This is a genomic window from Sphingomonas sp. ACRSK, from assembly GCF_022346685.1.
Taxonomy (GTDB): domain Bacteria; phylum Pseudomonadota; class Alphaproteobacteria; order Sphingomonadales; family Sphingomonadaceae; genus Sphingomonas; species Sphingomonas molluscorum.
Genome location: NZ_JAKRNR010000001.1, coordinates 211,068 through 227,537 on the forward strand (window position 1 = coordinate 211,068; position 16,470 = coordinate 227,537).

General features: G+C 67.8%; 16 protein-coding genes and 1 pseudogene. 8 read left to right on the forward strand and 9 right to left on the reverse strand.

Annotated elements, in window-relative coordinates:
- Positions 1-35 precede the first annotated feature (35 nt).
- From MHZ35_RS01090 to MHZ35_RS01100, 3 genes are read left to right on the forward strand one after another with little or no spacing between them, the layout of a single operon-like run.
- Positions 36-656 (forward strand): SCO family protein, encoded by a 621-nt coding sequence (locus MHZ35_RS01090; RefSeq protein ID WP_239433991.1) that lies wholly within the window; start codon positions 36-38, stop codon positions 654-656.
- Positions 653-1,087, forward strand: a complete 435-nt coding sequence (locus tag MHZ35_RS01095; RefSeq protein ID WP_129342729.1) for a YcgN family cysteine cluster protein — start codon at positions 653-655, stop codon at positions 1,085-1,087. The genes MHZ35_RS01090 and MHZ35_RS01095 overlap by 4 nt, the downstream gene beginning before the upstream one ends.
- The gene (locus MHZ35_RS01100; RefSeq protein WP_239433992.1) at positions 1,084-1,776 is read left to right on the forward strand and encodes a M48 family metallopeptidase; all 693 of its coding nucleotides are present in this window, start codon (positions 1,084-1,086) and stop codon (positions 1,774-1,776) included. Before MHZ35_RS01095 ends, MHZ35_RS01100 begins: the two co-directional genes overlap by 4 nt.
- Here the strand turns inward: MHZ35_RS01100 and MHZ35_RS01105 are convergent.
- The 4 genes from MHZ35_RS01105 to MHZ35_RS01120 form a co-directional block, all read right to left on the reverse strand.
- A complete protein-coding gene (locus tag MHZ35_RS01105) occupies positions 1,746-3,890 on the reverse strand; it encodes a transglycosylase domain-containing protein (RefSeq protein ID WP_239433993.1) in 2,145 nt (714 codons plus the stop codon). The two genes, MHZ35_RS01100 and MHZ35_RS01105, sit on opposite strands and share 31 nt — an antisense overlap.
- Positions 3,891-3,953: 63 nt before the next feature.
- Positions 3,954-4,361, reverse strand: a complete 408-nt coding sequence (gene msrB, locus MHZ35_RS01110) for a peptide-methionine (R)-S-oxide reductase MsrB (protein WP_239433994.1) — start codon at positions 4,359-4,361, stop codon at positions 3,954-3,956.
- Between the two features lie 120 nt (positions 4,362-4,481).
- Complete coding sequence (locus MHZ35_RS01115; protein WP_239433995.1) at positions 4,482-5,090, reverse strand: class I SAM-dependent methyltransferase; 609 nt, start codon at positions 5,088-5,090, stop codon at positions 4,482-4,484.
- Between the two features lie 175 nt (positions 5,091-5,265).
- Positions 5,266-7,548: a CDC48 family AAA ATPase gene (locus MHZ35_RS01120; protein ID WP_239433996.1), complete on the reverse strand. Its 2,283-nt coding sequence runs from the start codon at positions 7,546-7,548 to the stop codon at positions 5,266-5,268.
- Between the two features lie 286 nt (positions 7,549-7,834).
- On the opposite strand from MHZ35_RS01120, the gene MHZ35_RS01125 reads away from it, so the two are divergent.
- Complete coding sequence (locus MHZ35_RS01125; protein ID WP_125960177.1) at positions 7,835-8,722, forward strand: LysR substrate-binding domain-containing protein; 888 nt, start codon at positions 7,835-7,837, stop codon at positions 8,720-8,722.
- 126 nt (positions 8,723-8,848) lie between these two features.
- Here MHZ35_RS01125 and MHZ35_RS01130 read toward each other — a convergent pair whose 3' ends face one another.
- Entirely contained in the window at positions 8,849-9,307 is a 459-nt protein-coding gene (locus tag MHZ35_RS01130; protein ID WP_129342715.1) for a peptidylprolyl isomerase, read from the reverse strand.
- Between the two features lie 118 nt (positions 9,308-9,425).
- On the opposite strand from MHZ35_RS01130, the gene mgtE reads away from it, so the two are divergent.
- Complete coding sequence (mgtE, locus tag MHZ35_RS01135; RefSeq protein ID WP_132882979.1) at positions 9,426-10,826, forward strand: magnesium transporter; 1,401 nt, start codon at positions 9,426-9,428, stop codon at positions 10,824-10,826.
- A gap of 36 nt (positions 10,827-10,862) precedes the next feature.
- The gene (locus MHZ35_RS01140) at positions 10,863-11,261 is read left to right on the forward strand and encodes a DUF1489 family protein (protein ID WP_125960174.1); all 399 of its coding nucleotides are present in this window, start codon (positions 10,863-10,865) and stop codon (positions 11,259-11,261) included.
- A 3-nt stretch (positions 11,262-11,264) separates the two neighbouring features.
- On the opposite strand, the pseudogene msrA reads toward MHZ35_RS01140, so the two are convergent.
- The 4 genes and pseudogenes from msrA to pabB all read right to left on the reverse strand — a co-directional run bounded on the left by msrA (position 11,265) and on the right by pabB (position 15,344).
- A pseudogene (msrA, locus tag MHZ35_RS01145) lies at positions 11,265-11,908 on the reverse strand (peptide-methionine (S)-S-oxide reductase MsrA).
- Positions 11,909-11,965: 57 nt separating this feature from the next.
- Positions 11,966-12,229 carry a hypothetical protein gene (locus MHZ35_RS01150; protein WP_239433997.1) on the reverse strand — a complete coding sequence of 88 codons (264 nt, stop codon included), beginning with the start codon at positions 12,227-12,229 and terminating at the stop codon, positions 11,966-11,968.
- Between the two features lie 109 nt (positions 12,230-12,338).
- Positions 12,339-13,538: a pyridoxal phosphate-dependent aminotransferase gene (locus MHZ35_RS01155; protein WP_239433998.1), complete on the reverse strand. Its 1,200-nt coding sequence runs from the start codon at positions 13,536-13,538 to the stop codon at positions 12,339-12,341.
- Positions 13,539-13,571: 33 nt separating this feature from the next.
- Positions 13,572-15,344 (reverse strand): aminodeoxychorismate synthase component I, encoded by a 1,773-nt coding sequence (gene pabB / locus MHZ35_RS01160; protein ID WP_239433999.1) that lies wholly within the window; start codon positions 15,342-15,344, stop codon positions 13,572-13,574.
- Between the two features lie 65 nt (positions 15,345-15,409).
- Between pabB and MHZ35_RS01165 the strand changes: the two genes are divergently transcribed.
- Both MHZ35_RS01165 and rpmF read left to right on the forward strand, forming a co-directional pair.
- The gene (locus MHZ35_RS01165) at positions 15,410-16,090 is read left to right on the forward strand and encodes an MBL fold metallo-hydrolase (RefSeq protein ID WP_239434000.1); all 681 of its coding nucleotides are present in this window, start codon (positions 15,410-15,412) and stop codon (positions 16,088-16,090) included.
- 177 nt (positions 16,091-16,267) lie between these two features.
- Positions 16,268-16,447 (forward strand): 50S ribosomal protein L32, encoded by a 180-nt coding sequence (gene rpmF, locus MHZ35_RS01170; protein WP_125960169.1) that lies wholly within the window; start codon positions 16,268-16,270, stop codon positions 16,445-16,447.
- Positions 16,448-16,470 lie beyond the last annotated feature (23 nt).

The window sequence follows — 16,470 nt, forward strand, 5'->3', positions numbered from 1 at the left end:
GCTGGGGCTGCTTGCAAGCGCAAGCCTATCAGATCATGGCTGATCACACCATGGAACGCTTCGCTCGCCTCGCTACCGTCCCGATGTTGTCGCTCGCGCTGCTTCTCGCCGGATGCGGGGGGGCGACGAACGCCCCGTCTCAGGAGCCACCGCTTGCCGGCGCGCGCATCGGCGGCGCGTTTGCGCTCACTGATGGGGCAGGCAAGACGGTTCGCGATACTGACTTCGCCGGCCGCTACCGCATCGTCTACTTCGGCTACACCTTCTGCCCGGACGTCTGCCCGGTCGATCTCCAGAAGATCGCCGCCGGGCTCAAGGCGTTCGAGGGCGCGCATCCGGATCTGGCTCCCAAGGTCGTGCCGATCTTCATCACCGTCGATCCGGAGCGGGATACGCCCGAGGTCGTGGGACGCTATGTCGCTGCGTTCCATCCGCGGATGGTTGGCCTCACCGGCACACCGGAGGCGATCGCGCAGGTTGCGCGTGCCTATGCGGTCCCGTTCGCGAAGCGCCAGGATGCGGGCGCGACCGAATATCTGATGGATCATGGGACCCAGGCCTATTTGATGGGCCCGGATGGCCAGCCGATCGCGTTGCTGCCCACGGACCAGGGCCCCCAGGCGACCGCCCGTGAACTCGAACGGTGGGTGCGATGAGCGATCGTTTCTGGGAAGATACTCCCCTCTCCAAGCTCGATCGCGCGCAGTGGGAGGCACTGTGCGACGGCTGCGGCAAGTGCTGCGTGCACAAGCTGGAGGACGAGGAAACGGGTGAGCTGATGGCGACCAACGTCTCCTGCAGGCTGCTCGATCGCCGCTCCGGGCAGTGCAGCGATTACCGCCATCGCCACGCCTATGTCTCCGAATGCGTGCGGCTGACCGCTCGATCGGTCCCCCACATCGAGTGGCTTCCTTCGACCTGCGCCTATCGACTGCGCGCGAACGACGAGCCGCTGCCCGACTGGCATTATCTCGTCTGCGGAGACCGGGAGGCGGTGCATGCCGCCGGGGAGTCGACCCGCGGGTGGACCATCTCCGAGGACGATGCCGGCGACCTCGAGCATCATCTGGTCGATCGCCCGCTGTGAACGAAGCGCCAGGCGCGCCGATCGAGGTAGTCCGGCACCCAAGGGCACGCCGCGCGCGCCTGTCGGTGGATCCGGCGACGGGACGCGTGCGGCTCACCCTCCCTGCCCGCGCAGCGCTCCGCCCGGCGCTTGCCTGGGCGGAGAGCAAGCGGGCCTGGATCGACGCGCAACAGGCACGCCTCCCCGAAGCGCGGCCCTTCGCCCCTGGCGAAACCATCCCCTTCGGCGATGCCGAGCTTCGAATCGTGTGGGAGGAGAAGGCCGGCCGCAGCCCCGTGCGTGAAGGCGATCTGCTTCGATGCGGAGGGCCGATCGAGCGGGTGCCCGCGCGCGTGGAGCGCTGGCTACGCAGCGAGGCGCTGGCGCTGCTGTCCAAGGAGACGCAGCACTACGCCATGCGTGCGGGCGTCACCGTCACTCAGGTGGCCATCGGCGACCCGCGCGGTCGGTGGGGGAGCTGCACCGGATCCGGGGCGATCCGCTACAGCTGGCGGCTGATCCTGGCGCCTGCGTTCGTGCTGCGCGCCACCGTGGCGCATGAGGTCGCGCATAGACTGCACATGGACCACAGTCCGGCCTTCCATGCCGCCGTGGCGCGGTTGCTGGAGGCCGATCCGGCACCGGCGCGCGCATGGCTCCGCGCGCACGGTGCGTCGCTTCACTGGTACGGGCGCACGTCCGGATCATAGCCCGGGCGTTCGACCGATCGTCTGGGATCGCCCGGTGCCGGCCGGCGCGGTGGCGGTGCGGACTCCCGCGGCGGCCCGGTCCGGCCGATCGCCCGATCCAGCCACTCCTGGTCCAACGTCTCGCGCGGCGCCGGCTCTTCGTAGGGCGTGCGCGTGGGCTGCTGCTGGACTTGTGCCGGCGGCAACACCTCCGGCTCCGACGGCCCTTCGATCGGATAGCCGTTCTCGTCGACGAACACGCCGTTGTCGGGCTCGCCATAGTAGGATTCGGCGTCCGGTTCTTCCTGCCATTCGGGCAGTGTCACCTGCGTCTCGAAATTCTCGACCGGGCGACTGGCGACCGCCTTTTGCATGAAGCTCGCGAAGGCGCGCGCGGGTGCGGTGCCGCCCTGCAGGCCACCGACCGCGCGGGCATCGTCGCGGCCCATCCAGACGCCCGTGGTCAGCCCGCTCGAGAAGCCCAGGAACCAGCCATCCTTGTTGGACGAGGTCGTGCCGGTCTTCCCCGCTACCGGCCGGCCGATCTGCGCCGCCCGGCCGGTGCCGGTCGCGACGGCGGTCTGGAGCAGGTCCGTCATCTGCGCGGCGACATAAGGCGCGACCAGCACGCGCGAGGTGTCGACCTGGTGCTGGTAGATCACCGATCCACCGGCAGTCACGCGGGTGATGCCATAGGGGGTCACCGCAACGCCCTTCTGTGACACGGAGGCGAAGGCGCGGGTCATGTCGATCAGCCGCACGTCGGAGGTGCCCAGCACCATTGCCGGACGCGTGTCGATCGGCGTGGTGATGCCGAAGCGGCGGGCCATGTCGGCGACCGTGGTGTAGCCCACGTCGCGGCCCAGCTTTGCAGCCACGGTGTTGATCGAATAGGCGAACGCCGATCGCAGGCTCATCGAGCCGTTGAACCGGCCGGAGCTGTTGCGGGGGCTCCATCCGTTGATCGTCACCGGCTCGTCGACCACCTGGTCCTCGGGCTTGTAGCCCGCTTCCAGCGCAGCCAGGTAGACGAACAGCTTGAACGCCGAACCGGGCTGGCGGGTCGCCTGGGTCGCGCGATTGTAGATCGACGACACATAGTCCTTGCCGCCGACCATCGCCCGCACGGCGCCGTCGCGATCGAGCGACAGCAACGCGCCTTGCACGCCGGCGGGCGCGCTGGCGCGGATCGCCTGGTCGGCCGCCCGCTGCATCGACAGGTCCAGCGTGGTCCAGACGTCCAGCGGCGCGTCGGTTTCGTCGATCAGCGTCTCGAGCTGCGGCAATGCCCAGTCGGTAAAATAGCGGACGCTGTTCTGCTTGGGCTCTGGGGCGAGCTTTACCGCATGCGGATCGGCCGATGCGGCCTCGCTCGCGCTGATCGCCCCCGTCTCCTGCATCAACTCCAGCACGACGCCGGCGCGGCCGACGGCCGCCTCGGCATCGGCGGTCGGCGAATAGCGCGAGGGTGCCTTCACCAGCCCGGCGACGACAGCCGCTTCCGATAGGTCCAGCGAGGTGCCGGGATGGCCGAAGAAGCGCCGCGAGGCCGCGTCGATCCCATAGGCGCCGCCGCCGAAATAGACCTTGTTGAGGTACAGCTCGAGGATCTGGTCCTTGGTGAACTTGCGCTCCAGCGCCAGCGCCAGGACGACCTCGCGCAGCTTCCGGCTCACCGTATAGCTGTTCGACAGGAAGATGGTGCGCGCCACCTGCTGGGTGATGGTGGACGCGCCCTGCAAACGCCGGCCGTTGCCGTGGTTGTCGATCGCGAACTTGATGATGCGCGCGATGGCGACCGGGTCCACGCCCCAATGCGAGCGGAAGCGCCGGTCCTCCACGGCGACCATCGCGTCGCGCATCACCGGCGGGATCTCGTCATACGGGATCCACTCGCCATAGCTCGGCCCCAGCGAGACGAGGATCGTGCCGTCGGCGGCGCGTACCCGGATCATCTGCCCGTTCGGGGACGACTTGAGCTCCCCGAAGCTCGGCAGATTGGCCCGCGCGTTCATCACCGCGACGGTGAGGCCGAGGGCGGCGAGCAATAGCAGGGCAAGCCCCGAACCCAGGGTCCAGAGCAGGATGCGGCGCCACCGGGGCGCGGGCGGGCGTTTACGGGTGCGGGTGGCCATGGAAGCCGTGCCGGATTACGCGCTGCGGGCGCCGCCCACAAGCGCGCAACGCCGTTCTTGCGATCAGCCGCCGCTTTGCGCGCGTGGGCGGAAGTCGAGCGCGACCGAGTTCATGCAATAGCGCAGACCCGTGGGCGGCGGGCCGTCCGGGAAGACATGGCCAAGATGGCCGTCGCAGCGCGCGCAGCGCGTTTCCACGCGACGCATACCGTGGCTGGTATCGCTATGGTTGGTCACCCGATCCTCGGCGATCGGCTGCGTGAAGCTCGGCCAGCCGGACCCGGAATCATACTTGTCGACGCTGTCGAACAGCTCGTTGCTGCATCCGGCGCAGCGATAGATGCCGTCGGCCTTGTTGTCGTTGTAATGGCCGGCAAAGGCGCGCTCGGTCCCCGCCTCCCGCAGCACATGATAGGCCTGGGGCGACAGTCGCTTGCGCCACTCGGATTCCGACAGGTTCAGATAGTCCATGAACCTAGATGTGTTGTGCCCCTGGCCCCACGTCAACCAGTGGAATTGACGAGGGGCCGCGTGGCTGTGCACGCGGCCCCTCGGGAATCTCAGCGCGGGATGGGCAGGGGCCCTGAAGGCTCAGTCCTTCCAGGCCCAATACAGCTGCGCCGGCGGCACGTTCCACCACTCCATGTCATGGTCGAGCCGCTCGAAATTGGGCGAGAGGAAGTCGCGGACCTTGGGGCTGAACTGATAGACCAGGAACGCACCGCCCGGCCGCAGCACCTCTGCGGTGGCAGTGGCGATCTTGTCGCCGATGCCCGGGGGGAGGGTCGAAAACGGCAGGCCGGACAGCACATAGTCCGCATGGGCATGCCCGTGGTCGGCGACGATCTGGACCACGTCGGCCGCAGAGGCGTGCACCGCCGAGAAACGCGAGTCGAGGATCGTACCGTTCAGGTAGTCGATGAACTCGGGGTTGGTATCGATCGCGATCAGCTGCGCGTCCGGTGCCATCCGTTCCAGGATCGGGCGGCAAAAGGTGCCCACGCCCGGACCATATTCGACGAACACCTTGGTGTTGGCCCAGTCGACCGGTGCCAGCATCTTGCGGATCAGCTTGCCCGAAGAGGGGATCACCGATCCCACCATCACCGGATGCTTGACGAATCCGCGCAGGAACATGCCCGCCGGGGATGGAACGCGCTTGGGGCTCCGTCGGCTGGCGGTGGTGGAACTGGTGTTCATGGAAATCCTTGGGCGGGGCGGCCGCAGCCGCGTCGAAGTTGTCGTCGCAAAACCGAAACGAAGATGCAAGCCGAACGGTTTCGTCGTGACGCGATGCGGTATCACAGCGCGGCGAACGACGCCCTTCCAAGGAAGCCGCGCGCCGCTTCCGTGCAGGAGGCGGCGCGCGGTCCCATTATTGCTTCTCGCCGCGCGGCTGTACCATTCCGGGAGCGATGAAGCCGATCGGCTGAATCGCGACCGCGTCCTGCTTCAGCTTGGCGGACATCTGCCGATACTCCTGCTCCATTTCTGCGGTGACCGAGGCGCGCGACTCGCCGAGCGCCTGGCGGAAATGGGACATCCGCACGGAGGTGTTGGAGAGTGACTCACGCAGCGCCATCAGGCCCGCGCGCCGCACCACATCCTCCAGATCCGCACCCGTGAAGCGCTCGGTCTCCGCCGCGATCGCATCCAGGTCGACGTCCTCGCCGATCGGCATCTTCTCGGTCTGGATCGACAGGATCCGCCGTCGGCCGGCCTGATCCGGCACCCCGACATAGACCAGCTCGTCGAAGCGGCCGGGGCGCAGCAGCGCCGGGTCGACCAGGTTCGGCCGGTTGGTCGCCCCGATCACCACCACGGACTGGAGCTCTTCGAGTCCGTCCATCTCGGCGAGGATGGTGTTCACCACCCGCTCGGTGACCTGCGGCTCGCCCATCCCGCCGCCCCGTGCAGGCACCAGGCTGTCGAGCTCGTCGATGAAGATCACGCACGGCGCGACCTGGCGGGCACGGGCGAACAGCCGTGCGATCTGCTGCTCGCTTTCGCCATACCATTTCGAAAGCAGGTCGCTCGACTTGGTGGCGATGAAGTTCGCCTCCGCCTCGCGTGCGACCGCCTTGGCGAGCAGCGTCTTGCCGGTGCCCGGTGGGCCGTACAGCAGGAAACCCTTGGCCGGACGGATGCCGAGCCGGCGAAACGCGTCAGGAGACTTGAGCGGCAGCTCGACACCTTCCTTGAGCCGCATTTGCGCCTCGTCCAGCCCGCCGACATCCTCCCAGCGGACCTGGGGTGCCTGCACCATCACCTCGCGCATCGCCGAAGGCTGGACGCGCTTCAGCGCCTCCAGAAAGTCGTCGCGGCCGACCGACAGCGTATCGAGTACCTCTGCCGGGATCGTCTGCTCCGACAGGTTGAGCTTCGGCATGATCCGCCGCACCGCCTCGATCGCCGCCTCGCGGGTGAGCGCCGCCAGGTCCGCGCCGACGAAGCCATAGGTGGTCCGCGCCAGTTCGGTGAGGTCGACCCCCTCGCCCAGCGGCATGCCGCGGGTGTGGATGCCCAGGATCTCGCGACGGCCGCGTTCGTCGGGAACGCCGACCACGATCTCGCGGTCGAAGCGGCCCGGGCGCCGCAGCGCCTCGTCGATCGCCTCCGGCCGGTTGGTCGCGGCGATCACCACCACATTGGCGCGCGCTTCCAGCCCGTCCATCAGCGTCAGCAGCTGCGCCACGAGCCGTTTCTCGGCCTCGCCCGACACCTGCCCGCGCTTGGGCGCGATCGAGTCGATCTCGTCGATGAACACGATCGAGGGTGCGTTCTGGCTCGCTTCCTCGAACACCTCGCGCAGCCGCTTTTCCGACTCGCCATAGGCCGAGCCCATGATCTCGGGCCCGTTGATCAGGAAGAAGTCGGCATCGCTCTCGTTCGCGACCGCGCGCGCCAGACGCGTCTTGCCGGTGCCGGGCGGCCCATGGAGCAACACGCCCTTGGGCGGATCGACGCCCAGGCGCTGGAACAGCTCCGGATAGCGCAGCGGCAGTTCGACCATTTCGCGCAGCTGGTCGATCGTGCCGGCCATGCCGCCGATGTCGTCATAGGTGACGTCGGCGCGGCGCACCTCGCGCGGCTCCTCATATTCGGGCCGCAGCTCGATCTCGGTGTTCTCGTCGATATGCACGACGCCCTTGGGGGTCGAGGACACGACGGCGAGGCGGATTTCCTGCAGCGCATAGGCGGGAGCGTTGACGAAGCGCTGGATGGCAGGGTCCGTCACGCGCTGGTGTCCGGCGGTCGCCACCACGTCGCCCTGGCAGATCGGCCGTCCGAAAAAGGTGCGCTTCAGCGCGTTGCTGGACCCCTGAAGGCGCAGGTTCTGCTGGGCAGGCGCGAACACCACTCGCGTCGCCGGCTTCGATTCGACACGCCGCACCTCGACGAAGTCGCCCGCACCCACGCCGGCGTTCGCCCGCTGCAGGCCGTCCAGCCGGACCAGATCGAGACCCTCGTCCTCGCCATAGGGGCCGACCGCGCGGGCGGGTGTCGTCCGCTTGCCGACGATCTCGACCACATCTCCCTCGGCAAGGCCGAGCGAGGTCATGAGGGCACGAGGAAGGTGCGCAATGCCGCGACCGCTGTCCTCAGGCCGCGAATTCGCCACCTGTATCCGGCGCGCTTGCGAGTCGTCGTCGGCCATCGGCATCCTTTCACCTTCTCGAAACGAGTGCGGGAGATAGGATCGAGGGTTCGTCGGGCAAGGCGCAAAAAAAAGGCCGATCGCGAGGACCGGCCGTGAAAGGTTTAGGAGAGGATGCCTGAAAGGCCTGTTCCGTATGCGGTGCAGAGCTTTTTTGTGCAAATGCGAAAGAAAATATCGCGGTTGCAGATTCTGCAATCGAAGGGCTAATTTCCTTCGCGCGCGGCGGTGCTAGCGCCATCGCGCGGTACAGTTATGATGCGGTGCAACAACAAGGCAGGAGCAGATGCGGCGGCTTCCTCCTCTCACGGCGATCGAAGCATTCGTGCACGTCGCCCGACTTGGATCGATCAAGGCAGCGGCCGAGGAGCTTGCCTTGTCGAGTCCCGCGCTCAGCCGGCGGGTTCAGGCGCTGGAGCGCTTCATCGGCAAGCCGCTGTTCGAGCGGCGGCACCAGGCGCTGCGCCTCAACCACGACGGCGAGCGGTTGCTGGGAATGATCTCGCATGCGCTCGACACGCTTTCGGACGCGGTGGAGCGGATGTCGGCGGGGTCGGACCTGCTGCGCCTTCGCCTCGGCGTGCTGCCGCTGTTCGCCACCCAGAAGCTGATGCCGCGCCTCGGTGATCTCAAGCGGCGCCATCCGGAGCTCCATCTCGACGTGGATACGGCGGGGCACAGCCTTGCTCGGCTCGGTGACGGCATCGACGTCGGCATCGTGCTTGGCCACACCATCGACCCGGCGCTCTACTCGCGGCGCCTGGACCGGAACCGCGTCTATGCGATCGCATCGCGCGCACTTGTGGAGGAGATGCCGCTGACCGATCCCAAGCAGCTGTCCAAGCTCACCGCGCTGATCCATCGCGACATGCCGGACACCTTCACCGACTGGCGGCAAGCGGCCGGACTTCCCTATCTGGAGCCGGCGGCGACGGACTTCTTCGATTCCGGTGCGTTGATGCTGGAGGCGGCGGCGCAGGGACTGGGCGTCGCCTTCATGCTCGAATCGCATTTCGAGGAGGCGCGCGATGCGCGGCTCGTCCGGCTGTTCGATATGTCGGTGGAGAGCACCTACAGCCACTGGTTCGTATGCCGCCCCCGCATGATGCAGCAGGAGCCGGCACGACTGTTCCACGACTGGCTGATCGAAGCGCTGGGCGCGCAGAACATCTAGCCAAAGCCCGCGTCCGTACCCCTGACGTGAGCAGGGGCCTGAAGGGGGCCGACTTCGCGGGGACAATACCCACGACCCGGAGGCCAAGAAAAAGCCGGCCGCCCCCCGGGCGACCGGCCTTCTGGATCAGGCCTCGCTGCGGGCCTTGAGGATCTTGCCGGGCTGGCGCGGCGGCTCGCCCTTGGGCAGCGCGTCGACGGCATCCATGCCTTCGATCACTTCACCCCAGACGGTGTACTGGCCGTCCAGGAAGCGGGCGTCGTCGAAGCAGATGAAGAACTGGCTGTTGGCCGAGTTCGGGTCCATCGTGCGCGCCATCGAGCAGGTGCCGCGGACGTGCGGCTCGCGGCTGAACTCGGCCGGCAGGTTCGGCTCCTTGGAGCCGCTGGTGCCGGTGCCGGTCGGATCGCCGCCCTGCGCCATGAAGCCCGCGATCACGCGATGAAACACGACGTTGTCGTAGAAGCCGCTGTCGGCGAGCTTGGTGATGCGCTCGACGTGCTTGGGGGCCAGGTCCGGACGCAGCCGGATACGCACTTCGCCCGTGTCGAGCGTCATCACGAGCGTGCTGGGAAGATCGGACATAAACGCTCCGGAAATCAGGAAAATTAGGGAATGCCGTCCGTAGAGCCGCGGCCTGGAGGTTGCAACCGCGGCCGCCGCCGCTAGAGCGGGCGCGCAACGCCAGCGAGGGAGCCGAGCCATGAGCGAGACCGAGCTTCCCGCCCACGACATCGCCGAAAGTGAACTCGACGCCGACGACCGGCTGAAGCCCGAGTTCGTCTCCGCGGTGCTCGATGCGGTCGAAGCGGACGATGTCGAAACGGTGCGCGCGCTGGTCGAGCCGCTGCACCCGGCCGACCTGGCCGACCTGTTCGAGCTGGTACCGGGCGAACAGCGCCCGGCGCTCGCCTCCGCCGTGGCCGATCGCCTGGACGGCGACGTGCTGGCCGAGATGAACGACTGGGTCCGCGATGCGCTGATCGAGTCGCTCGAACCGCATCAGGTCGCGGACCTCGCCGCCGAGCTCGATACCGACGACGCGGTCGCGATCATCGAGGACCTGGACGAGACGGACCAGCGCGCGGTGCTGCGCGCGCTCGACCCGGACGATCGCGCCGCCATCGAGGAGGCGCTGAGCTACCCCGAGGAATCGGCCGGCCGCCTGATGCAGCGCGAGTTGATCGCGGTGCCCGAGCATTGGAGCGTCGGCGACGTGCTCGACTTCCTGCGCGGCAGCGAGTCGCTGGCCACCGATTTCTGGGAAATCTTCGTGGTCGATCCGGCGCATCGCCCGGTCGGCACCTGCCAGCTCTCCTGGATCCTGCGCTCGCCGCGCTCCGTCTCGGTCAGCGACGTGATGAAGCGCGAGCAGACGCTGATCCCGGTCGACATGGACCAGGAAGAGGTGGCGCTACGCTTCCAGAAATACGCGCTGATCTCCGCGGCGGTGGTTGACGGCAGCGGCCGCCTAGTCGGCGTCATCACCGTCGACGACATCGTCCACATCATCCAGGAAGAAGCGGGCGAGGACGCGCTGCTGCTGTCGGGTGCGGGCGAGGGCGACATCAACCAGCCGGTGCTGGAAAGCTATCGCACCCGCGTACGCTGGCTGGTCACCAACCTGTTCACCGCGCTGGTCGCCTCCACCATCATCGCGCTGTTCGAGGATACGATCGCGCGGATGGTCGCTCTGGCGACGCTGATGCCGATCGTGGCGGGCGTTGGCGGCAACGCTGGCACCCAGACCATGGCGGTGACGGTGCGCGCGCTTGCGACCAACCAACTCACCCAGTCGAACACGGTGCGATCGATCCTGCGCGAGATCCAGGTGGCGCTGATGAACGGCGCCACCATCGCCCTGCTGATCGGCATTGGCGTGAGCCTGGTGTTCGGCAATCCCTGGCTGGGTGCCGTGATCGGCGCAGCGATGATGACGAACATCCTGATCGCGGGCCTGGCCGGGGTTCTGGTGCCGCTGACCCTCGAGCGCTTCGGTGCCGATCCGGCCGTGGCCTCGTCCGTGTTCGTGACCATGACCACCGACTCGATGGGCTTCCTCGCCTTCCTGGGCCTAGCGACGGTGGCCGGGCTCACCGGCTGACTTGAGCGCCATCGCTTCAATCCCCAGATCCACGGCGTGCCACTTCATCTCACCAAGGTCGCGTTCGCGATCGAAAGCGTCGATCACCTCGCCGAACGGCTGCGCCTGCGCGCGGCCGAGGGTGGGGCGCTGACGACGCGCTACCTGCCCAAGCGCGCCGCCGAGATCGAAGGCGGATCGCTGTTCTGGATCCTCAAGCACCAGCTGGTCGCGCGGTCGCCGATCCTGGGCTTCGGCGAGGCGGAGGGAGGCCGGGTGGCGATTCATCTCGCGGCCGACCTGGTGCTGGTCCAGGCGCGCCCCAAGCGCGCGCACCAGGGCTGGCGGTATCTGGAGGCAGCCGATGCGCCGCCGGATCTCGGCCAGGGCAGCGCAGGCATTGCCGAGCTGCCGCCGCGGCTCATCGGCGAACTGTCGGCGCTCGCGCTGATCTGAGCCTCAGCGCGCGAGTGTCGGAAAGGCGGCGCGAAAGGCCGCTACCTTGGGTGCATCCCAGCGCACGATGTACGGATAGCGCGGATTGCGGCGGGCGAAATCCTGGTGATAGCCCTCCGCGGGAAGAACCTTCCCCCCTCGATACGGGTGGCGATCGGCCCGGGAAAGCGCTTCGCGGCGTCAAGCTGCCGGATGTAGCGGATGGCCGTCGCACGCTGCCCGGCATCCTGGGGAAAGATGGCGGAACGATAGCTGGGTCCGCGGTCCGGGCCTTGGCGATCGCGCTGCGTAGGATCGTGCGCAACCGAGAAGAAGACGCGCAACAGCGTCCCGTAGCTGACGACGCGCGGATCATAAGTGATGCGGACCGCCTCGGCATGGCCGGTGCGCTCGGTCGAGACCTGCGCGTAGGTGGCGGTCGCCTGCGTGCCGCCGGCATAGCCATTGGTTACGAAAGAAACGCCCTTCACCTGCTCAAACACCGCCTCCAGTCCCCAGAAGCAGCCGCCTGCGAACACGGCGACCGCACGGCTGCCGCTGGAGGGGCTCTCATGTTCGACGGCCGATATCGGAACTGCGCGTTCAGCCTGGGCGGGACCACCGAGCCCCAGGGCTGCAGGGAGGATCAGGGCAGAGAAGCGGCGCATGCCGCGAATATGGGGGCGTCCTTGCCGATCAACAGGGGCAAAGACGCCACCTGGAGATCAGTTCGTGGCTTCGACCGGCGCGTCCCAGGAGGATGCCTGTGCCGGCTGCGCGACCTGCACGCTCACCAGCGCTACGGCGCCGAGCGCGAAGCCGCTCAGGAAAAGCCGGAAGAAACCGGGGCGGGGCTTGTTCTGCGTCATCAGAGTCGTTCCATTGCCGTGTCGCGAGCAGCTGCGGACTGCAGCTGCTTGCGACTCCGTGTCGTTCGCTGTTCGGGGATAGGCCGCCGGGGCTGAACCGGGGCTGGCCTTGCCGTTCATCGCCAGTTGGCATCGGCGACGCGGCTTCGCAAGCCACGCGCGCGAAACGCTGCGGTGCAAAGAAGTTCCGCCGCGTCGGGACGCGGCGGAAAAAAAGCTGGAACGGCGGCTAGCGAAGCGCCGCGCAGGCCGCCTGGATACGCGAGCACGCCTCGCGCAGCACGTCTTCCGAGGTGGCGTAGCTGATCCGCATGGCAGGCGACAGGCCGAAGGCGGCGCCGTGCACCACCGCGACCTTGGCGTCCGACAGCAGGTAGCCGGCGAAATCTTCGTCGGTGGCGATTACCTGGCCATTGGGTGCGGTCTTGCCGATCAGCCCCGACACTTCGGGATAGACGTAGAAGGCGCCTTCCGGGGTCGGGCAGGTCACGCCCTCGATCGCGTTGAGCATGCCGACAACCAGATCGCGGCGCTTCTGGAACGCCGCGGCGCGATCCTTCAAGAAGCTTTGGTCGCCGTTGAGCGCGGCCACCGCCGCCGCCTGGGCGATCGAGCAGGGGTTCGAGGTCGATTGCGACTGCAGCTTCGACATCGCCTTGATGAGCCAGGGTGCGCCGGCGGCGAAGCCGATCCGCCAGCCGGTCATCGCATAGGCCTTGGAACAGCCGTTCACGGTCAGCACGCGCTCGTAGAGCGACGGGCACACCTGCGCGATCGTCGCGAACTGGAAATCGTCGTAGAGGATGTGCTCGTACATGTCGTCGGCGAACACCCAGACATGCGGATGGCGCTCGAGCAACTGGCCGAGGGCGCGCAGTTCCTCGACCGTATAGGCCGCGCCCGTCGGGTTGGACGGCGAGTTGAGGATCACCCACTTGGTGCGCTGGGTGATCGCGGCCTCCAGCTGCTCGGGACGCAGCTTGTAGCCCTGGTCGGCACCCGCCTGCACCACCACCGGCGTGCCGCCGGCGAACTGCACCACGTCGGGATAGCTCACCCAATAGGGGGCCGGCACGATCACCTCGTCGCCCGGGTTCACCGTCGCCACCATTGCGTTGAACAGCGTATGCTTGCCCCCGACGTTCACGCTGATCTGGTTGACGGCATAGTCGAGGCCGTTGTCGCGCTTGAACTTGGCGACGATCGCCTCCTTCAGCTCGGCCGTGCCGTCGACGTTGGTGTATTTCGTCTTGCCCGCGCGGATCGCCTCGATCGCCGCTTCCTTGACGAAGTCGGGCGTGTCGAAGTCGGGCTCGCCTGCGCCCAGCCCGATCACATCGACGCCCTGGCGCTTGAGCTCGAGCACCTTGGAGGTGATGGCGAGCGTGGGCGAGGGGCTGATACGGTCGAGCGCGGCAGAGGTCTTCATCGGAATTCCCGCTGGAGAAAAGGCGCTGGCGCCTTAGCGGGGGGAGGGGGGCTCCGCAACCAACCGCGCACGAATAAGTCCGCGGACGGCATTGCCGACGTAAAAACCTTGCGCGAGATCGGCGGGTCGGACGAGCGCCTCGACCGCGCGGCCTGTACCGAGCAATTCGGCCCGCAACACTCCGGGCAGCAATCCTGCGGAGAGCGGCGGCGTGTGAAGCAAGCCCTCACGCTCGACGAAGATCGAGGTGAAGCTGCCTTCCGTCACCTGTCCGTCAGGAGCGACGAACGCCACGTCGAAGCACCCGAGCCCTTGGCGGGCGGCGTCATAGAAACGGCGGTCGCTCGTCTTGTGGCGCAGGCGGAAATCCGCCGGGGACACCGGCAGCGGTACCAATGCGATGGAAACCGGCTCGGAGGGCGCCGGCGGCAGCGGACCTGCCTCGACGGCGATCGCGCCGCTCGGCGACAGCAGCAGCCGCACGCGCGACGGCTGCTCCAGCCGGAAGGTGGCCGCTTGCAGTTCGTTGCGCGCGGCATGGCGATCAAAGGCGAAGCCCAGGCGCCGCGCGCTCGCCTTCAGGCGCTCCAGGTGTCGCTCGAGCAGCGGGATGCCGCGGTGCGGGTCGAACGCCATGGTTTCGATCAGATCGAATCGTCGCTGGCCATTGGTCAGGAACCGCGCCTTGTCGTGGCACTCGCGCCATTCGGCTGCAGGCGTCGAAACGGCGACGACGCCAGAGCCGAGGCCCAGCGTCGCGGCCTCTGCATTGGGTTTCAGATGGAGGGTCCGGATGGCGACGTTGAACGCGGCGTCGCCATCCGCGTCGATGCGGCCGATCGCGCCGGTGTAGATCCCGCGCGGCGATCGCTCCACCGCCTCGATCACCTCCATCGCCCGGCGCTTCGGCGCGCCGGTCACGGAGCCGCAGGGGAACAGCGCCGCCAGCGCCTGGGCCGGGCTGTTGCCGGGAGCGAGGATGCCGCGCACGCTGGAGACCATCTGGTGCACCGTCGGGTAGCACTCGACCACGAAGCGTTCGGGTACTTCCACGCTGCCGGCGACCGCCACGCGGGCGATGTCGTTGCGCAACAGGTCGAGGATCATCAGATTCTCGGCGCGCTGTTTGGGATCCTCGGCAAGAGCTGCTGCGGCGGCTGCGTCGCGGATGGGGTCGGGGTCCCGACGGGCCGTTCCCTTCATCGGCCGGGCGGAAACGGTGGAGCCCTCGATCCGGAAGAACAGTTCCGGGGAGAAGGAGAGCAGCCAGTCGGCACCCGTCCAGACCAGCGCGCCATGCCCTGCCGCTGCGCGCGGCCGGATCGCGGCATAAAGCGCGCGCGGGTCGCCCAGGACGGGAGCGGTCGCGCGGAAGGTCAGATTGGCCTGGTAGATGTCGCCCGCTTCGATCCACCCGCGGACGCGATCGAACGCCTCGGCATAGCCGGCATAGTCGAGTTCGGGCTCGGGCGTGCCGATCCAGGCGCCGGCGGAGTCCGGAAGCAGCGTGGCCAGCGCATCGGCATCCAGCTGCTCGTGCGCGTCGAAGATGCCGAACCAGCCAAACGGCAGCGCGCCGGCAGGGGCGGCCGCCATGCCCTCGATGACCCGCCCGGCTTCGTAGCTCAGGAAGCCCGCAACCGCCTGCCCCTCTGCTCGGGCGTCTTCCAGCGCTTGCAGCAGCGGCGCGACATCCTCCGGGGTATCCGCCTGCACGACGGCACGCGGGTTCCGGTACAGCCGGGCAGTCCCGCCGGGGCGGGCATCGTCCAGCAGGACGAAGGGCGTGGCGTCGTGCAAGAGCATCCCTCCCGCGGATTGCAGCGGCGCGGCGCTTGCCGCAAGCCCGCATGCGCGCCTATCCCGTCCGAATGACGCCTTCTCCCATCCGTGCGGCGATCGTGCCGGTGACGCCGCTCCAGCAGAACTGCACGCTGTTGTGGTGCACCAGGACGATGGGGGGCGCCTTTGTCGACCCCGGCGGCGACCTCGACCGGCTTCGCCAGGCTGCCGAGCAGAACGGCGTCACGATCGAGAAGATTCTGCTGACCCACGGACACATCGACCATTGTGGCGAGGCAAAGCCGCTGGCCGATGCCCTGGGCGTGCCGATCGAAGGGCCGCATGAGGCGGACCGTTTCTGGATCGCGCGCCTGGATGAAGACGGCAAGCGCTGGGGTCTGCGCGGGGTGCCGTTCGAACCCGATCGCTGGCTGGTCGAAGGCGATCAGGTGACGGTGGGGGAGGTCGCGTTCGACGTGTACGAGACGCCCGGGCACACCCCGGGCCACGTCGTCTTCCACCATCCCGGTACCAAGTTCGCGCTGGTGGGCGATGTGCTGTTCGCGGGCTCGGTCGGCCGGACGGACTTCCCGCTCTCGAATCACGAGGCGCTGATCGACTCGATCGTCACCAAGCTGTGGCCGATGGGCGACGACACCAGCTTCATCCCCGGTCACGGGCAGCCCGGGCGCTTCGGGCAGGAGCGGCAGACCAATCCCTTCGTGGCCGATTCGGTGCTGGCCGGAAGGCGAGTTGCGGACGGCCGCTGAGGCGCATTCCCGCCACAAGCTTGCAACCACTGCCAAAAACGCTATAGGCGCGGCTCGCTTCGTGACATGGCCCATGCTGCCGGTCCGGCGAGCGGCCGGTCGCCCGGCACTGCTTGCCCGGTCGAAACTTGGGTATTCACGGCCAACGATCCTTAGATTTCCGGTAAAGGTGCCGACATGGCAGTTCCCAAGAGAAAGACCTCGCCCTCCCGCCGGGGCATGCGGCGCGCGCACGACTCGCTCTCGGTCGAGTCGTTCCAGGAGTGCCCGAACTGCGGCGAGCTGAAGCGCCCGCACAACCTGTGCACGGGTTGCGGTCACTATAACGGCCGCGAGATCATCTCGGTCGAAGGCTGAGCCTGACCGCAAACGGAGGCGCT